Source organism: Actinokineospora sp. NBRC 105648, from assembly GCF_030269645.1.
Classification (GTDB): domain Bacteria; phylum Actinomycetota; class Actinomycetes; order Mycobacteriales; family Pseudonocardiaceae; genus Actinokineospora.
Window position 1 is genome coordinate 135,022 of record NZ_BSTR01000013.1, and the last position, 19,782, is coordinate 154,803.

Below are 19,782 nucleotides of genomic sequence, written 5' to 3' on the forward strand. Positions count from 1 at the left end.
CTGGACGCGGCCGAGCGGCACGAGCTGGTGGTCAGCCGCAACGCCACCGACCGCGAGGTGCGCCGCACGACCCTGCCCGAGCTGTTCACCGAGCAGGCGGCGGCGACTCCTGACGCATCTGCCCTGGTCACAGGCAGTGTGTCGCTCACCTACGCCGAACTGGACGCCCGGGTGAACCGGCTCGCCCACGCTCTCGACGGGGCGCGCGGGCTGGTCGCGATCGCGTTGCCGCCCACGGCTGATGCCGTGGTCGCCATGCTCGCGGTTCTCAAGACCGGCGCGGCCTACCTGCCCATCGACCTCGGGGCCCCGGCCGACCGGATCGCGTACATCCTCGGCGACGCCCGACCCGCCTTGGTCATCACCGACGGCGCCGCCGCCCTGCCCGACGGCCTCCGCACGCTGCGGATCGACGAACTCGCCTGGGACGACCTGCCCGCCACCGCGCCCACCGCCGACATCCACCCGCACGATCCCGCGTACGTGATCTACACGTCCGGGTCGACGGGCCGCCCCAAGGGCGTCGTCGTCGAGCACCGCTCAGTGGGTGCGTACCTGGTTCGGGCGCGGGAGGTGTACCCGATGGGTGGCACCTCGTTGGTGCACACCTCGCTGGCCTTCGACCTCACGGTGACCGCCCTGTTCACCCCTCTCGTCGCGGGTGGGTGCGTGCACCTGGGTCCACTCGGCTCGGCGACCCCGACCGTCACCAAGGCCACTCCGTCACACCTCGCCCTGCTCGACGCGCTGCCGGACGACGCCTCGCCCACCGACCTGCTGATCCTCGGCGGCGAAGCCCTGCTCGGCGAGCCCCTCGCGCCGTGGCGGGAGCGGCACCCGGACGCGCTCGTCGTCAACGCCTACGGCCCTACCGAGGCCACGGTCAACTGCCTCGACTACCGGTTGGCGCCCGGCGAGCCCACTCCGTCTGGCCCGGTTCCCGTGGGGCGACCGTTCTGGAACACCCGTGCGTACGTGCTCGACGAGGTCTTGCAGCCGGTGCCGCAGGGTGTCGCGGGTGAGCTCTACGTCGCGGGTGACGTTCTCGCCCGTGGCTACCTCAACCAGCCCGCCCTCACTGCCGAGCGGTTCGTCGCCGACCCGTTCAACGGCGGTCGGATGTACCGCACGGGCGACCTCGTCCGCTGGAACGCCGACGGTGACCTCGTCTACGTCGGCCGCGTGGACGACCAGGTCAAGCTGCGCGGCTTCCGGGTGGAGCTGGGCGAGATCCGCTCGGTGCTGCTGGAGCAGACCGGGGTGACCGACGTGGCGGTGCTCGTGCGCGAGGACCGCCCCGGCGACCAGCGACTTGTGTCCTATGTGGTCGGTTCGACCGCCGGTCTGCGCGAGGCACTGGCTGAGCGGCTGCCGGAGTACATGGTGCCTGTGGCGTTCGTGCGCCTCGATTCCCTGCCGCTCACCGTCAACGGCAAGCTCGACCGACGCGCGCTGCCCGCGCCGGAGTACGACACCGGCGCGCGTCGGCGGGCACCTCGCTCGCCGCGCGAGGAAATCCTCTGTGGACTGTTCGCCGAGGTGCTCGGCGTGGCCGAGGTCGGGATCGACGACGCGTTCTTCGACCTGGGCGGCCACTCCCTGCTCGCGACCCGGCTGGTCAGCAGGGCGCGCTCGGTCCTCGGGGTCGAGCTCGCGATCCGTCAGCTGTTCGAGACCCCGACCGTGGCCGGTCTGTCGGCGAGCCTCGACGCGGCGGGGCAGGCCCGCACCAGGGTCACCGCGGTCGAACGCCCGGAGCGGATCCCGTTGTCGTTCGCGCAGCGGCGACTGTGGTTCCTCGACCGGTTCGAGGGACCGAGCGCGACCTACAACATCCCGCTCACCCTGCGCCTCACCGGTCCGCTCGACGTCGCCGCCCTGCGCGCGGCCATCGCCGACCTGGTCGGCAGGCACGAGAGCCTGCGCACGGTCTTCGCCGAGGACTCCGACGGTCCGCACCAGGTCATCCTGGCCGACGCGCGCCCGACGGTGATCCACGAGCACGTCGTCGCCAGCGAGCTGTCGGAGCGCCTGGCCGAGGCCGCGCGGCACCCGTTCGCCCTGGAGTCCGAGATCCCGTTGCGCGCCTGGCTGTTCGCGACCGGCGCCGACGAGCACGTCCTGCTGCTGCTCATGCACCACATCGCCGGTGACGGCTGGTCCCGTGGCCCGCTCGCTGCCGACCTCTCCCGCGCGTACACCGCTCGGATCGCCGACCGAGCGCCCGACTGGGCACCGCTGCCGGTCCAGTACGCGGACTACACGCTCTGGCAGCACGCCGTCCTCGGTGCCGAGGAGGACGACGACAGCCCCATCGCCCGCCAGCTCGCCTACTGGACCGACCGCCTCGCCGGTCTGCCGGAAGAGCTCGACCTGCCGACCGACCGCCCGCGGCCCGCCGTGGCCACCTTCCGGGGCGGGCGGCTGGAGTTCACCGTCCCCGGTGGTGTCCGCGACCGGCTCACCGAGGTGGCCCGTACGGCGCAGGCCAGCCCGTTCATGGTGTTGCAGGCCGCGCTCGCGGTGCTGCTGTCCAGGCTCGGCGGCGGTACCGACATCCCGGTCGGCACGCCGATCGCGGGCCGGACCGACGATGCGCTCGACGACCTGATCGGCGTCTTCCTCAACACCCTGGTCCTGCGCACCGACCTCGCGGGCGATCCCACCTTCGCCGAGTTGCTCACCCGGGTGCGGGAGACCGACCTGGCGGCGTACGCGCACCAGGACGTGCCGTTCGAGCGCTTGGTCGAGGTGCTCAACCCGGCCCGATCGCTCGCCCGGCACCCACTGTTCCAGGTGCTGCTGGCGGTCAACAACACCCTGGCCGAGACGACCGACCCGCTGCCTGGTCTGACTGTCCGACGCGAGGGCAACCAGACCGGCGCGGCCAAGTTCGACCTCGCGTTCTCCTTCGCCGAGCACGAGAGCACCCTGCACGGCGTCCTGGAGTTCAGCGCCGACCTCTACGACGAGGCGACCGCGGCCACCCTGGTCGACCGGTTCCTGCTGGTCCTGGCCTCGGCGACGGCCACCCCGGACGCCCGGGTCAGCGCGCTCGACCTGGTGCCCGCGGGCGAGCGCGCGCTGCTGCTCGACGACTGGGGCCGTGCCGACGCGCCGCGCCCGGACGCGGGTGTGGTCGAGTTGATCAGCAGGCGGGCCGCGCGTACGCCCGACGCGCTCGCCGTCGTCGCCGATGAATCGCTCACCTACGCCCAGTTGGAGACCCGCTCGTCGCGTCTCGCGCACTACTTGGCGGAGCGGGGCGCTGGTCCGGAGAAGCTGGTCGCGGTCGCCTTGCCGCGTGGCGCCGCGATGGTGGTCGCGCTGTTGGCAGTGCTCAAGTCGGGGGCGGCGTACCTGCCGCTGGACACCGAGTACCCGGCCGACCGGCTGGCGTACATGCTCGACGACGCGGGTCCGGTCCTGGTGCTGGCCACCGCCGAGCTTCCGCCGGTCGACGTGCCGGTGATCGATCCGACTGAGCTGGTCCTCGACGACCACCCGGTCTGGAGTGCGGAGGTCCACCCGCAGGCACCCGCGTACGTGATCTACACGTCCGGCTCGACCGGCCTGCCCAAGGGCGTGGTGGTGCCGCACGGCGCACTGGCCAACTTCGTGGCGGCCATGCGCGACCGGTTCCGGTTCGGCGGCGCCGATCGGCTGTTGGCCGTCACCACGATCGGCTTCGACATCCACGGTCTGGAGTTGTTCGTGCCGCTGGTGTCCGGCGCGGCTGTGGTGGTCGCAGACCGAGATGTCGTGCGCGACCCGGCCGCCGCGTGCGGGTTGATCCGCTCGGCCGAGGTGACCGCGGTGCAGGCGACCCCGTCCTGGTGGCGGTCGATCGTGGCCGAGGACGCCGACGTGGTGCGCGGTCTGCGCGTGCTGGTCGGTGGTGAGGCCCTGCCCCGGGGTCTCGCCCAGGCGTTGGCGTCCGGCCAGTCGGTCACCAACCTCTACGGGCCGACGGAGACGACGATCTGGTCCACAGCGTCTGATGTGGACGGTGCGCCGAAGATTGGTCGGCCGATCGCCAACACCCGGGTCTACGTGCTCGACGGCGATCTGCGGCTGGCTCCGCCGGGCGTGGTGGGGGAGCTCTACATCGCGGGCGACGGTGTCACCCGCGGCTACCACGACCGTCCTGGGCTCACCGCCGAGCGGTTCGTCGCCGACCCGTTCGCCGCTGGTCAGCGCATGTACCGCACCGGCGACCTGGTCCGCTGGACCGCCGCCGGTGAGCTGGACTACCTCGGCCGGGTCGACCACCAGGTCAAGGTGCGCGGCCACCGGATCGAGCTGGGTGAGGTCGAGGCCGTCCTCGCCGCCCGGCCGGATGTCGCCCAGGCCGTCGCCGCGGTGTGGGACGACCGGTTGGTGGCCTACGTGGTCCCGGTGGGCGAGGCCGGCACTGTGGGCGGGGTTGACACTGTGGGCGAGGTTGACACCGCGGGCTGGGCCAAGCACCTGGGTGAGAGCCTGCCCGCCGCCATGGTCCCCTCGGCGTTCGTCCTGCTGGACGCCTTCCCGCTCACCCCGAACGGCAAGATCGACCGGAAAGCCCTACCCGCGCCGGACATCCGGGTCGCAGCCGCGGGTCGCGCGCCCAGGACCCCGCGCGAGGAGATCCTCTGTGGACTCTTCGCGCAGGTGCTCGGCGTCGACCGGATCGGGATCGACGACAGCTTCTTCGACCTCGGCGGCCACTCGCTGCTGGCCACCCGGCTGGTGAGCCGGGTGCGGTCGGTGCTGGGTGTCGAACTGGCCGTCCGGGCGCTGTTCGAGTCACCGACCGTGGCGGGTCTGTCCGCCGCGCTCGACGACGCGGTCGGGGCCCGAGCGGGTGTTGTCGCGGTGGTCCCGCGGCCTGAGCGGGTGCCGCTTTCCTTCGCGCAGCAGCGTTTGTGGTTCCTGCACGAGTTCGAGGGACCGAGCGCCACCTACAACATGCCGATGGTGTTGAGCTTGTCCGGCGCGCTCGATGTCGATGCCCTGCGCCAGGCGCTCGCCGATGTGGCGGGCAGGCACGAGGTGCTCCGCACGGTGATCCACCAGGACGACGAGGGCGCCCACCAGGTCATCGTCGACCAGGTGCCGGAGCTGACCGTCACCGCCGTCGAGGACGTGAACGCCGAACTCGCCCGCGCCGCGCGCTACGGCTTCGACCTCACCAGCGAGCCGCCCGTGCGCGCCTGGTTGTTCCAAGTGGATGAATCCGAGCACGTCCTCCTGTTGCTGCTGCACCACATCGTCGGTGACGCTTGGTCGCGTGGCCCGCTCGGTCGTGATCTCACGACGGCCTACGCCGCGCGTCGCGCCGGGCAGGAGCCGCGCTGGACGCCGTTGCCGGTGCAGTACGCGGACTACGCCCTCTGGCAGCGCGACGTCCTCGGCGCCGACGACGACCCGGGCAGCCCGCTCGCCGCCCAGCTCGACCACTGGGCCGACCGGCTCGCCGGCCTCCCGGAGGAGTTGGCGCTGCCCACCGACCGGCCGCGCCCCGCCGAGGCGTCCTACTGCGGTCGCCGCACCCCGTTCACGATCGAGCCCGCGCTGCGCGACGGGATCCTCGCACTGGCCCAGGACGCCGGGGCGAGCCCGTTCATGGTGGTGCAGGCCGGTATCGCCGCCCTGCTGCACCGGCTGGGCGCGGGCACCGACATCCCGCTGGGCGCGCCGGTCGCGGGCCGCACCGACGACGCGCTCGACGACCTGGTCGGGTTCTTCGTCAACACGCTGGTGTTGCGCACCGACGTGGCGGGCGACCCGACGTTCCGCGAACTGCTGGCCCGGGTCCGCGACACCGACCTCGCCGCCTACGCCCACCAGGACGTGCCGTTCGAGCGCTTGGTCGACCGGCTCAACCCCGAGCGGTCGCTGGCCCGGCACCCGTTGTTCCAGGTGGCGCTCACCTACAACAACATCGCCACCGCCGCGCCGGTGGCCGCTGACCCCGACGGGCTCAGCGTGGTGGGTCGGGCGTTGCCGGTGGAGCACGCCAAGTTCGACCTGTCGTTCGAGCTGACCGAGCGCCCGGACGGGATCACCGCCGAGCTCGAGTACGCGCTGGACCTGTTCGACGAGGTCACCGCCGCCGCCTTGGCCAAGCGCCTAGTTCGGGTACTGGCCGCTGTGGTGGCAGATCCGGACACCCCGGTCGCGGCCATCGACGTGCTCGGCGCGGCCGAGCGCGAGTGGATCCTGACCGACTGGAATGCCACCGACGAGGCGTTCCCGACCGAGCACGCCGTGCACGAGCTGTTCGCCGAGCAGGCCGCCGCGACCCCTGACGCGACGGCGTTGCGCTTCGGCGCCGAGACCATGACCTACGCCGAGCTGGACACCCGCGCGAACCGGCTCGCCCACGAGTTGGTGCGGCGGGGTGTGCGGGCGGAGAGCAAGGTCGCGGTGCTGCTGGACCGCTCGTTCGAGCTGGTGGTCGCCACCCTGGCGATCCTCAAGGCGGGTGGCGCTTACGTGCCGATCGACGCCAACCAGCCCGACGAGCGCACCCGGATGATCCTCGACGACACCGCCGCGGTGGCGCTGGTGACCGACCGGGCGCCGGACTACGGCGTGCCGCTGGTCGCCCCGGTCGCCGACGGGCCCGACCAGGCGCCGCAGGTGCGGACGGAGGCCGAGCAGGTCGTCTACGTCATGTACACCTCCGGCTCCACCGGCAGGCCCAAGGGCGTGGCCAACACCCACCGCAACGTCGCGCACCTGGCGGTCAACCGGCGGTGGCGGGCGGGCAACCACGAGCGGGTGCTCATGCACTCGCCGTACGCCTTCGACGCGTCCACCTTCGAGATCTGGGCACCGCTGCTGGCAGGCGGGCAGGTCGTCATCGCCCCGCCGGGGCCGCTGTCGGCGCACGAGCTGGCGGCGGTGGTCGCCGACGGCGGGGTCACCGGGATGTTCGTCAGCGCGGGCCTGTTCCGGGTGCTGGCCGACGAGCGGCCGGACGCCTTCGCCCGGGTCCGCGAGGTGTGGGCCGGTGGTGACGTCGTCTCGCCGGTCGCGGTCCGCCGGGTGCTCGACGCCTGCCCGCACACCGTGGTGGCCAACGAGTACGGCCCGACCGAGACCACGGTGTTCTCCTCGGTCAACCGGATGCGCTCCGGCGACACCGTGCCGAACATCGTCCCCATTGGACGTCCACTGTGGAACACACGGCTGTACGTGCTGGACGGCGCGCTGCGGCCGGTGGCCCCGGGGGTGCTCGGCGAACTCTACATCGGCGGCGCGGGCCTGGCCCGCGGCTACCTGAACCGGCCGGGCCTGAGCGCGCAGCGGTTCGTCGCCGACCCGCACGGCGGCCCGGGCGCCCGGATGTACCGCACCGGCGACCTCGTGCGGCTGCTGCCCAGCGGGCAGTTGGAGTTCGCGGGTCGGGTCGACGACCAGGTGAAGCTGCGCGGCTTCCGGGTCGAGCCGGGTGAGGTCGAGGCAGCGCTGGTGGCGCACCCGTCGGTCGCCGAGGCCGCGGTGATCCTGCGGGAGGACCGGCCGGGCGACAAGCGCTTGGTCGCCTACCTGGTCGGCTCGGTGGACGCCGACACGCTGCGCGAGCACCTCGCGGCACGGCTGCCCGCATTCATGGTGCCCTCGGCGTTCGTCGCTGTCGACGCGCTCCCGTTGACACGCAACGGAAAGCTGGATCGCGCTGCTCTTCCCGCGCCGGAGGTCGCCGCGACCACCACGCGGACCGCGCGCACTGACACCGAGCGCGTGCTGGCGGGGCTGTTCGCCGAGGTGCTGGGCCTGCCGGCGGTCGGTGTCGAGGACGGGTTCTTCGACCTGGGTGGCGACAGCATCATGTCGATCCAGCTGGTGAGCCGGGCCCGTCGGGCTGGGCTGGTGCTCTCGGTCCGCGACATCTTCGAGCACCGCACGGTCGCTCGCATCGCCGCGGTCACCGCCCAGGCTGCGGAACGGGACACCGAAGACCGCGCGGTCGCCATCGGTGCCCTGCCGCTCACCCCCGTGATGCACTGGACCAAGGCCCGCGGCGGCCCGCTGCGCGGCTTCAACCAGTCGCGACTCATCACCGTGCCCGCTGGGCTGCGCGCGGACCACCTCGTCGGCGCTGTCCAAGACCTACTGGACCACCACGACGCCTTGCGTGCGCGGTTGAGCGAGGACGAGCTGATCATCGTCGCGGGTGCGTCGGCGGATCTATCCACTGTGGATGTGCGAGGGATTGACGAGGACGGCCTGCGGGAGCTGGTCGGCCAGTGGACCGTGCGAGCCCGCGAGGACCTCGACCCGGCCGCCGGGCGGATGGTGCGCGCGGTGTGGTTCGACCGGGGCACGGCCCCGGGCCTGCTGCTCCTGGTGATCCACCACTTCGTGGTCGACGGTGTCTCCTGGCGCATCCTGACCGCCGACCTGGTCGAGGCCTGCCAGGCCCGCGCCCGGGGCGACCGGGCCGCGCTCCAGCCGACCGGCACCTCACTGCGGAGCTGGTCCCGGCGGCTCACCGAGGCCGCGGCCGACCGGCGTCCGCAGCTGCGGCACTGGACCGAGACGCTGGTGGGCATGCCGTCCAGTGCGCGGCTCGACCCAGTCCGCGACACGCAGGCCACCGCGGGCCACCTGACCCTGAGGCTGCCGGTGGCGACCACACGGGCGCTGCTCACCACCGTCCCGTCCGCCTTCCACGCGGAGATCAACGACGTCCTGCTGACCGCGTTCCTGCTGGCCGTGGCCGACTGGCAGACCGGCCGCGCCGACTCGGTGCTGCTCAACCTGGAGGGCCACGGCCGCGAGGAGGACGTCGTCGACGGCGCGGACCTGTCCCGCACGGTCGGCTGGTTCACCAGCGTCTACCCGGTTCGCCTCACCACCGGCGGCCTGGACCGCGCCGAGGCGTGGCGGTCGGGTCCGGCGGCGGGCGCACTGCTCAAGCGCGTGAAGGAGCAGTTGCGCACGGTCCCCGATCGCGGTGTCGGTTACGGCATGCTGCGCTACCTCAACCCGCACACCGCCGCCGCCTTCACCGGCGCGGCCGAGCCGGAGCTGGGCTTCAACTACCTGGGTCGGGCCGCGGGCGCCGACGCGGACGCGAGCCTGGACAGCGTGCCGGACTGGACTGTGCTGGGCGCTGCCGCTGGTGCGGGCGGTGTGGACCCTGAGCAAGCGCTTGCTCACGTCGTGGAGCTGAACGCCCGCACCACCGATGGAACCGAGGGTCCGGTGCTGGCCGCGACGTGGACGTGGGCGGGCAGGCTCCTGACCGCCGAGCGCGCGGAAGCGCTGGCGCAGGCGTGGTTCGAGGCGCTGCACGCGCTCGTGGCGCACGCGGAGAACCCCGACGCGGGCGGTTTCACGCCGTCCGACGTCGCGTTGACCGAACTGGACCAGGCCGAGATCGCGCGCCTGGAGGCCGAGTGGGAGGACCTGACGTGACGCGATCCGGCCTGCGGGACATCCTGCCGCTGTCCCCGTTGCAGGAGGGGCTGCTCTTCCACGGCATCTACGACGAGACCGCCCCGGACGTCTACCTCGTGCAGCAGGTGTTCTCGTTGGCGGGCACCTTGGATGAGGACCGCCTGCGATCGGCCGCCGCGCTGCTGCTCGACCGGCACGCCAACCTGCGCGCCGCGTTCCGCCACCAGGGGCTCAGCAAGCCGGTGCAGCTGATCCCGCACGGGGTCAAGGTGCCGTGGCGGTCGGTGGACCTCTCCGGTGAGCCGGACGCGGACGCGGCGGCCGACCGGCTGCTCGCCGAGGACCGGGTGACCCGCTTCGACCTGGGGAAGCCGCCGCTGATCCGGTTCACGTTGCTGCGCTTGGGGAACGACCGGTACCGCTTCGCGTTGACCAACCACCACATCCTGCTCGACGGCTGGTCGCGCCCGGTGCTGGTGCGTGAGCTGTTCCGGCTCTACCTGCGGGGCGCGGACGCGGGCCTGCCGCCGGTGCGGCCCTTCAAGGACTACCTGTCGTGGCTCGCCGCCCAAGACCGCGACCAGGCCACCGCCGCGTGGCGGGAGTGCCTGGCGGACGTGTTGCCGACCCGGATCGCACCTGACCGGCCGCAGGGAGCGGTGGCTCCGGGCCGGGTGACCCGTGAGCTGGACGCGGCCGAGAGCGCGGCGCTGGCCGACCGCGCCCGCGAGCGTGGGCTGACGGTGAACACCCTGGTCCAGGGCGCGTGGGCGCTGGTGCTGAGCAGGCTGGTCGGCCGTGACGACGTGGTGTTCGGGGTGACGGTGTCCGGGCGGCCCGCCGAGCTGGCCGGGGTCGAGACCATGGTCGGGCTGTTCATCAACACCCTCCCGCTGCGGGTCCGGCTGGACCCGGCCGAGTCGCTCACCGCGCTGCTCTCCCGGTTGCAGGGTGAGCAGGCCGCGCTGCTCGCCCACCAGCACCTCGGGCTCGCCGAGATCCAGCGGATCGCGGGCGTGGGCGAGCTGTTCGACACCACGATGGTCTTCGAGAACTACCCGCTGGACGCGGCCGAGGCGGCGGCGGACGACGGCGGGCTGGTGGTGACGGGCAGCCGCAACTCCGACGCCACGCACTACCCGTTGGCGCTCGTGGCGGTCGCCCGGGCCAATGTCCACTTGCGACTGGACTACCGGCCGGACGTGGTCGGGGCGCAGACCGCGGAGGCAGCGCTGGATCAGTTCGTCGCCGTGCTGCGCGCTGTCGTGGCCACGCCGGACCTGCCGGTCGGCGCTCTCGACCTCGCCGACCCGGCGGCCGTGCGCCGGGCGCTCGAGTTCAGCGGGACGGCGGGGCCGGTGTCCGAGCGGTCGGTGACCGAGGTGTTCAGGGCTCGCGTGTGGGAGGCCCCGGACGCGGTGGCGATCGTGGCCGATGGCGTCGAGGTGACGTACCGGGAGCTGGACGAACGGTCCGACGCGCTCGCGGGTTCCCTTGTGGCGCAGGGGGTCAGTGCAGAGAGCCGGGTGGTGGTCCTGATGGACCGATCCCCGGAGCTGGTCGTGGCCACGTTGGCGGTGCTCAAGGCGGGCGGGGCCTACGTGCCCATGCACCACGGGTACCCGGTCGAGCGGCTCAGGGCGTTGGCCGCCGACACGGGGGCGGTGCTGGCGCTCACCGACTCGGCCAACGCCGAACGTGCGGCTGACCTGGGGATTCCGGTGGTGCGCGCGGACGCGTCGGGTGCTGTTGTCGCCGTCGATGTGGTGCCGGGGCAGTTGGCGTACGTGATCCACACGTCCGGGTCGACCGGCGTGCCCAAGGGCGTCGCGGTGACCCACCGCGACATCGTGGCGCTGGTCGAGGACAGCGCGTTCGACACCTCGGCCCACCGCCGGGTGCTGCTGTACGCACCGCACGCCTTCGACGCCTCGACCTACGAGCTGTGGGTCCCGCTCCTCTCCGGGGGGACGCTGGTCGTGGCGCCCGCCGGTGACCTCGACGTGGACGTGCTGGCGAGGGTGATCACGGAGAACGCGGTCACCGGGCTCTGGCTCACCGCCGGGCTCTTCCGGCTGGTCGCTGAGGAGGCGCCGCACTGCCTCGCGGGTGTCCGCGAGGTGTGGACCGGGGGTGACGTGGTGCCTGTCGACGCGGTCCGCCGGGTCCGGTCGGCGTGCCCCGAGCTCACAGTGGTCGACGGCTACGGCCCGACCGAGACCACCACGTTCGCGTTGACGCACAAGCTCTTCCCCGCTGACGGGGTACCCGCCCCGATGCCGATCGGCAGGCCGCTGGACGCCATGCGCGGGTACGTCCTGGATCGACGCCTGCGGCCGGTGGAACCGGGGGTGATCGGCGAGCTGTACCTCAGCGGCACGGGCGTCGCGCGCGGCTACCTCGACCGGCCCGGAGCCACCGCGGAGCGGTTCGTGGCCGACCCGTTCAGCCCGGGGCAGCGGTTGTACCGCACCGGCGACCTGGCCCGCTGGGCCGATGACGGGGTCCTGCACTACCTCGGGCGCACCGACCAGCAGGTCAAGCTGCGCGGGTTCCGGATCGAGCCCGGCGAGGTCGAGGCCGCTCTCACCGCCGCGCCGGGCGTGACGCACGCGGTGGTGGTGGCCCGGGACGAGCGGCTCGTCGCTTACACCGTCGGCGACGCGGACCCGGTGACCCTCAACGACCTCCTGAGCGAGCGGCTGCCCGCGTACATGGTGCCGTCCGCGTTCCTCCAGCTCGACGCCCTCCCGTTGACTGCCAATGGAAAGGTCGATCGGGCCGCGCTGCCTGACCCGGTGTCCGACGAGGTGGGCCGGGAGCCGCGCGACCCACGCGAGGAGATCCTATGTGGACTCTTCGCGGAGGTGCTCGGGCGTGGCCGGGTGGGCATCGACGACGACTTCTTCGCGCTCGGCGGCCACTCGCTGCTCGCCACCCGCCTGGTCAGTCGGATTCGCGCCACCCTCAGTGCCGAGCTGACGATCCGCAACCTGTTCGAGCACCCCACGGTCGCAGCCCTCGCACCCACTCTCGACGACCGCGGTACCCGCCCGGCGTTGGTCGCGGTCTGGCCGCGGCCTGAGCGGGTCCCGGCGTCGTTCGCGCAGCGGCGGCTGTGGTTCCTCAGCCGGTTCGAGGCCGTGGGCGCGACTTACAACATTCCCTTGGCACTTCGGCTTTCTGGGCCACTCGACGCTCCGGCGCTGCAGGCCGCGGTGGCCGACGTGGCTAGCCGGCACGAGACGCTGCGCACGGTGTTCGGCCAAGACGCCGAAGGGCCGTACCAGGTCGTGCTCGACGCCGTGCCGACCTTCGAGGCCCGCGCGATCGCCGAAGCCGAGCTGCCTGCCGCGCTGGCCGCGGCGGCGGCCCATGAGTTCGACCTGTCTGTCGACGTGCCGCTGCGGGTGTGGCTGTTCCAGCTCGCGCCCGAGGAGCACGCGCTGCTCGTCGTCCTGCACCACGTCGCGGGTGACGGGTGGTCCGTGCCGGTGCTCGCCCGCGACCTGGCCACCGCCTATGCCGCTCGTTCGACCGGGTCCGCGCCGCGGTGGGCGTCGTTGCCTGTGCAGTACGCGGACTACACGCTCTGGCAACGAGATCTCCTCGGTGACGAGTCTGATTCGGACAGTCCGCTCGCGCGACAGCTGGCATACTGGCGGGAGGAGCTCGCCGACCTGCCCGCTGAACTGGAGCTGCCGCTGGACCGGCCGCGTCCCGTGGTGGCCTCGCACCGGGGCGGCCGCGTGCGGTACGAGGTGGGCGCGGACGTGCACCGCCGGGTGGTCGAGCTGGCCCGGCAGGCCCAGGCGAGCCCGTTCATGGTGGTGCAGGCCGTGGTCGCGGCCCTGCTGTCCCGGCTCGGCGCGGGTACCGACATCCCGCTCGGCACGCCTATCGCGGGCCGCACCGACGACCGGCTGGATGGGCTGATCGGCTTCTTTGTCAACACCCTGGTGCTGCGCAACGACCTGACCGGCGACCCGACCGTGCGCGAACTGGTGGCCAGGGTGCGCGAGACCGACCTGGCCGCCTACGCCCACCAAGACGTACCGTTCGAGCGCTTGGTCGAGCTGGTCAACCCGGAGCGCTCGCGGGCCCGGCACCCGCTCTTCCAGGTGATGCTCACCTTCAACAACACCGCCGAGCGCGCCGAGCCGCAAGAGGTCGCGCTGCGCGGGTTGGTGGCCCGGCCGGAGGTGGCCGACTCCGGCACCGCGAAGTTCGACCTGCTGTTCTCCTTCGCGGAGCGGTTCGACGCGTCCGGCGCGCCGGACGGACTGGGTGCGGGGCTGGAGTTCAACGCCGACGTGTTCGACCCCGCCACCGCCGAGTCCCTTGTGGACTGGTTCGGGGCGCTGCTGGAACAGGCTGTCGCCCAGCCTGACCTGCGCGTTCGCGAGCTGGCGCTGACCGGTGACTCGGCTCAGGTTCAGGGTGCTGAGCGGCAGGCATCCGGGGAGACGCTGCCCTCGACGTTCGCCCGGGCGGCGGCCGAGACGCCGGATCGCGTGGCGGTCGTCGATGGCGAGGTCGTACTCACCTACGCCGAACTGGACGCACGGGCCAACCGGCTGGCGCACGAGTTGATCGCGCGTGGGGCTGGGCCCGAGCAGCGGGTCGCGGTGGCGTTGCCGCGTTCGGCGCACCTGGCGGTAGCGATGCTCGCGGTGCTCAAGGCGGGGGCGGCCTATGTGCCGGTGGACCCAGAGTACCCGGCTGAGCGGGTGGACCTGATGCTGGCCGAGTCCGCGCCGGTGCTCGTGCTGGCCACCGGCGAGACCGCCGAGCGCCTGCGCCTGGGGCCGACGGCCTGGCTGGCCGCCGACGCCGAACTGACTGGCCCCGCCACGGCGCCGGTCGTCAACTTCCGGCCGGAACACCCGGCGTATGTGATCTACACGTCCGGGTCGACCGGGCGGCCCAAGGGGATCGCGATGCCCGGGGGTGCGCTGCTCAACCTCCTGGACTGGCACGGCGAGGCTGTCCCGGGACAGGGCGCGCGCGTCGCGCAGTTCACCGCGGTCAGCTTCGACGTGTCCGTGCAGGAGATCCTTTCCGCGCTGCTGCACGGGAAGACGCTGGTGTCGTGCCCCGAGGACGTGCGCCGTGACCCGGCCGCGCTGGCCCGCTGGCTGGGGGAGCAGCGGATCGCCGAGCTGTACGCGCCGAACCTCGTCGTGGAGGCGGTGGCCGCCGCGGGCCTGGACCTGCCGGAGCTGACCACGGTCGCGCAGGCGGGCGAGGCGTTGACGCTGAGCGGGCCGGTGCGCGAGTGGTGCGCGCGGGTGCCGGGGCGGCGTCTGCACAACCACTACGGGCCCGCCGAGACACACGTCGTGACAGCGTGGACAGCTCCGGCGTCTGTGGATGACTGGCCCGCGGTGCCGCCGATCGGGCGGCCGGTGCACAACGTGCGCGCCTACGTGCTCGACGACGTGCTGCGACCGGTCCCCGTCGGGGTGCCCGGCGAGCTCTACCTTGCGGGACAAGCGCTTGCTCGGGGCTACCTCAACCAGCCCGGGCTCACAGCGGGCCGGTTCGTGGCGGATCCGCAGGGATCGGGTGAGCGGATGTACCGCACCGGGGACCGGGCGCGCTGGACCCGGGCCGGTGAGCTGGAGTTCCTCGGCCGGGCCGACGACCAGGTGAAGATCCGCGGCTTCCGGATCGAGCCCGGTGAGGTCGCCGCGGTGCTCGCCCGGCACGCCGACGTCGGCGCGGTCCGGGTGTTGGTGCACGACGGCAGGCTCATCGCCTACTACACCCCGGTCGGCGCCGCCCCCGAGGCGGCGACGCTGCGCAAGCACGCCGCGCAGACGCTCCCGGACTACATGGTGCCTGCCGCGTTCGTTCCGCTCGACGCGCTTCCGTTGACTGCCAACGGAAAGCTCGACCGACGGGCGCTGCCCACACCGGAACGGGCCGAGACCGCGGTCGCTCCGCGTGACCCGTGGGAGGACGTGCTGGCCACTCTGTTCGCTGAGGTGCTCGACCTGCCCGAGGTGGGGGTCGAGGACGACTTCTTCGAACTCGGCGGCCACTCCTTCCTGGCCGCGGACCTGGCCCGACGGATTGGCGCCGCGCTCGGTGTGGAGCTGTCGGTGCGGTCGGTGTTCGAGGCGCGCACCCCTGCGGCACTCAGCGCCGCCATCCGGGACGGCGGTTCGGGCGGCGCACAGGACGTGCTGCTGCCACTGCGCCCCGGCGGTGCGGGCGTGCCGCTGTTTTGCGTGCACCCGGGTGCGGGCTTCAGCTGGTGCTACTCCCGGCTGCTGCGCCACCTCGACGCCGACGTACCGGTCTACGGGCTCCAGGCACGCGGGCTGAGCGGGGACGAGCCGTTGCCCGCCAGTGTCACCGAGATGGCGGCCGACTACGCCGAACAGGTGTTGCGGGTGCGCCCCGAGGGGCCGTACCGGATCCTGGGCTGGTCCTTCGGTGGCAACGTCGCGCACGCCCTCGCCGCGCGGTTGCGCGAGCTAGGACACCGGGTCGACCTGGTGGCCCTGCTGGACGCATATCCGTCCGAAGAGGACCTCCGTGCGGTACAGTTGGACGAGGAAGCATTGCTGGCGAACAACTTCCGCCACTTCGGCTTCGACGTCGACGCGGCCGAGCTGGCCGGCGACGAGGCTGCCGTGCTGGCCCGCTTCCGTGACCACCTGCGCGCCGAGAACGCCGCCATCGGCCACCTCGAGGCGGCCGATATGCCCGCGCTGAAGCGGGTGTTCGTCAACAACGTGCGCCTCATGCGCGCGCACGTCCCGCCGGTGCTCGACACCGACGTCCTGTTCCTGTCCGCCCGGCACGCACCGGACCGGGCGGGGGTGGACCCGGGCGTGTGGCGGCGGTATGTGACCGGGGACATAGCGGTGCACCCCGTAGGGGTTGCGCACGGCGAGATGATGACCGACGACAACGCGGTCACCGAGATCGTGCGGGTGCTGGCCACCCGCATCAGCTGACAGATGGGGAGAACACGATGAGCACGAACCCGTTCGAGGACGCCGACGGCCGCTACCTGGTCCTGGTCAACGACGAGGGCCAGCACTCGCTGTGGCCCGCGTTCGCCGAGGTCCCGGCAGGCTGGACCGTGGCGCTGGCCGAGACCGACCGGCCGAGCGCGCTGGCGTACGTCGAGGAGAACTGGACCGACATGCGCCCGCTCAGCCTGGTGCGCGCCATGGGGGAGTGACGTGCCGCTGATCGAGGTCAACGGCATCCGCCTGCACCACACCGACACCGGCCACGGCGACCCGGTGCTGCTGCTCATGGGCACCGGCTCCCGTGGCTCGGTGTGGGACCTGCACCAGGTCCCGGCCCTGGTCGCGGCCGGGTACCGGACGATCACGGTCGACAACCGGGGCATCCCACCGAGCGACGAGTGCGCGTCCGGCTTCACGGTGCACGACATGGTCGCCGACACGGCGGCCCTGATCGAGGCCCTTGACCTGGGCCCCTGTCGGGTCGTCGGTACCTCCATGGGTGCCTACATCACCGCGGAGCTGGCCCTCGCCCGGCCGGAGCTGGTGCGCCAAGCGGTCCTTTTGGCCGCGCGCGGGCGCAGCGACCTGCTGCGCACCGCGCTGGCGACGGCGGAACGAGACCTGCGCGCGTCCGGCGTCACCCTGCCACCGAGCTACCGCGCCGTGATGCAGGCGATCCAGTTCCTGTCCCGCACCACCCTGTCCGACGACGTGGCCGCCCGGGACTGGCTGGACCTGCTGGAGTTCGCCCCGAAGGACGGCCCGGGAACCCTGGCCCAACAGGCCCTCGAACCCATGCCGAACCGACTGGCGGCCTACCGCGACATCCGGGTCCCGGTCCGCGTCATCTCCTTCGCCGACGACCTGGTGACCCCACCGCACCTGGGCGCGGAACTCGCCGAGGCCATCCCGGGCGCCGACCACCTCGAGATCACCGGCTGCGGCCACTACGGCTACCTGGAGGACCCGGACTCGGTCAACAAGGCACTCCTGGACTTCTTCACCTGCTGACGCCTGCCGACCGAGCAGAGGGCGAGAACGGCGACAACGGCACAGACCCACGCGAACACATCACCGATCCGCGCATAAACGGTGTTCAAGTTGCGCGTGGTCACCTCAGCCCGCACCACCTGCCGATCAGCCACGAAGAAGTCGGCCGACGCCACCACCCGACCCAGCGGATCGACCACCTCGGCGATGCCCTTGCTGGCCTGGTGCACGAGGGAGAAACCACCCTCGATAGCCCGGAACCGTGCCTTCTCGGCGTGCAGTCGAGCGATCCCCTCCCAGTTGTTGGCAGGCACCAGCACCAGACCGGCCCCGCGCCCGCCAACCGCCCGGGTGAGGTCGGGGAAGTCGGCGTCGAAGCAGATCAACGCCGCCAACACACCGTGCGGCGTCCCGATGACCGGCACCGGACTGTCCGTGGGCGTCTCGGGCTCCAGCCCCGGCACCGGGTGCCCCTTGTCGTAGGTCCACGCGACATGTCCCTGCGGCGTGAGCAAGATGGCCTGGTTGAGCAGATGCGGAGCTTCATCGGTGTAGACCGACATGGCGACGTTGACGTAGACCCCATACCGACGCGCGACCACGGCAACGGAGTCGATCAACGCTTGTTTGTCCCGCGCCATGGCCTGACCGGCACTCTCCGACCACGTGATCACCTCAGCCCCCGCCTGCGCCTCCCGCTCCGTCCGCGCCACCATCCGCGCGTTGACGCTCGAAAAGGCATCCCGCATCCGCTGCGCCGGCGCAGTGGTGAAGTCACGCAACTCCGGCAGGTCCTCCAGACTCTTGGTCCACGCCTTCACCTCACCGGCCGTCGGACTGACCCCGGCCACCCGCACCGTCTGGACATCGGTACGCGTCGTCACCATCCGAACCACCCCGAACCCGACAGTCCCGACCAGCGCCGAAAGCACCAGCACAACGGCAACCTTGGCCCCAGACCGCCGCTCCCAGACCAGATTGGCCACCGGCCCCACCCAGGCCACCAGGAAGCTGACGGCGTAGGCACCGAACACGGAAGAGATCTGGATAAGCGTGTCGAAGTCGTACTGCGTCGTACCGAGTGATCCGTAGATGGCACCGAACGGACTGAGCGCAGCAATCCCGAACTCCACCGCGACCCGCGCAGACGGAAAGACAAGAGTGCGGAAAACCGGGTGGAGATGGCCGGTCAAGCGGTCCACCAGAAAGGGAAGTCCAAGCGCGACAGACAGAGCCCCGATCCCACCCAACGCCACGGAATTGAGCAGGCTGTCGGCCTGATACAGCCAGAACGCACCGGCAAGCAACTGGACCCCAACGATGGCGAGGAAACCACGCAGGACTCCGGCACCACGGGAGTACCGCAGCAGGAACACGGGCACGATCCAGGCGGCAACAGCGATGTCCCACTTGCCATGCACGGCGAACAGGGAGAGTAACCCACCTGCGACAAGCCAGACGAACGACCGCTCTGTCGACCTTGGACGGACCTCGGGTGGAGTGCGCATGTTGGCCAACTGTAGGCAGGCAGCACAGAGATGACCATGAAGCGCACCGCCACATGTCAACCGGAAGACCACACCGGCACCCTGCGGAACACCCCAACACCATCCGAGTGACTCCAACCTCAAACCCCACGAAAGACTGAAAGATGGCGCGGAGGACGCTGTAGTGCAACAAAATTCCCCCAGCCCCAGCCCCAGCCCCAGCCCCAGCCCCAGCCCCAGCCCCAGCGCGAAGGCTCAGGTGGACCGACCCTCCACGAGACCGCGTGGAGAGGCCACCCCCGCTGGAGCGCAACAAGATCCCGACCCCGCTGGTACGTGACTGCACCCCACCCCCGCTGGTGCGTAACAGAATCCCACCCCCGCTGGTAGGCAACATGATCCCGACCCCCGGAACGCAACAAGGTCCCCACCCCGCTGGCAACCGGCAGGGTCCCGCCCCCGCTGGTACCGCAGCGGTGAGGCCGACCCCGCTGGTACGCAAGTCCCGTTACGGATGCTCGATCTAGTGGACTCGCTTCGTGTGGGGGAGGAGTACCGCTAAACTTGACCGGTGGTGGGGAATGCCCTTCACCCGCCCTTTTTTCACCACCGCGGTGCTCTAGGGGCCCCGCGCGAAGTGAGTTCACTAGATCGAGCCCATGCTTTTACTCGGGCAACCCCAGCGATGAGCCACCATGCAGGTCGACCGTAGGTCGGCGTGCGGCACACCCCACGAGCTGCCCAAGTAAAGCGGAGGCTCGATTGGCTGGACTGCCTTCGCGCGGGGCCCCTAGTACGGCAGCCGCCATTTGGGTTGTGACCTGCGGGAACGTGTGGTGGGGCCCGTGTTCGACGTGGAGCAGCCGCCTGTTGATCATGTGTTTGTGAAGACGACAGGATCGCAGGCGGCTGCGGCT

The 19,782-nt window shown here is 71.7% G+C and carries 5 protein-coding genes (1 of these 5 only partly in view); 4 read left to right on the plus strand and 1 reads right to left on the minus strand.

Annotated features, from left to right (window positions below):
• The 4 genes in view from QSK30_RS14800 to QSK30_RS14815 are tightly spaced (at most 17 nt apart) and all read left to right on the plus strand, a layout consistent with a single transcriptional unit that may run on beyond the window.
• Positions 1-9,414, plus strand: partial view of a non-ribosomal peptide synthase/polyketide synthase gene (locus QSK30_RS14800; RefSeq protein WP_285503222.1) — the final stretch only. 10,536 nt of this gene lie to the left of the window's left edge; only the last 9,414 of its 19,950 coding nucleotides appear in the window; its start codon lies beyond the left edge, outside the window; the stop codon is at positions 9,412-9,414.
• Positions 9,411-16,367, plus strand: a complete 6,957-nt coding sequence (locus QSK30_RS14805) for a non-ribosomal peptide synthetase (protein ID WP_285503224.1) — start codon at positions 9,411-9,413, stop codon at positions 16,365-16,367. The genes QSK30_RS14800 and QSK30_RS14805 overlap by 4 nt, the downstream gene beginning before the upstream one ends.
• Before the next feature lie 17 nt (positions 16,368-16,384).
• Positions 16,385-16,597 carry an MbtH family protein gene (locus QSK30_RS14810; protein WP_285503226.1) on the plus strand — a complete coding sequence of 71 codons (213 nt, stop codon included), beginning with the start codon at positions 16,385-16,387 and terminating at the stop codon, positions 16,595-16,597.
• 1 nt (position 16,598) lies between these two features.
• Positions 16,599-17,399 (plus strand): alpha/beta fold hydrolase, encoded by an 801-nt coding sequence (locus QSK30_RS14815; RefSeq protein ID WP_285503228.1) that lies wholly within the window; start codon positions 16,599-16,601, stop codon positions 17,397-17,399.
• On the opposite strand, the gene QSK30_RS14820 is transcribed toward QSK30_RS14815, so the two are convergent.
• Positions 17,342-18,886 carry a nitrilase-related carbon-nitrogen hydrolase gene (locus QSK30_RS14820; protein WP_285503229.1) on the minus strand — a complete coding sequence of 515 codons (1,545 nt, stop codon included), beginning with the start codon at positions 18,884-18,886 and terminating at the stop codon, positions 17,342-17,344. The genes QSK30_RS14815 and QSK30_RS14820 overlap by 58 nt on opposite strands.
• Positions 18,887-19,782 lie beyond the last annotated feature (896 nt).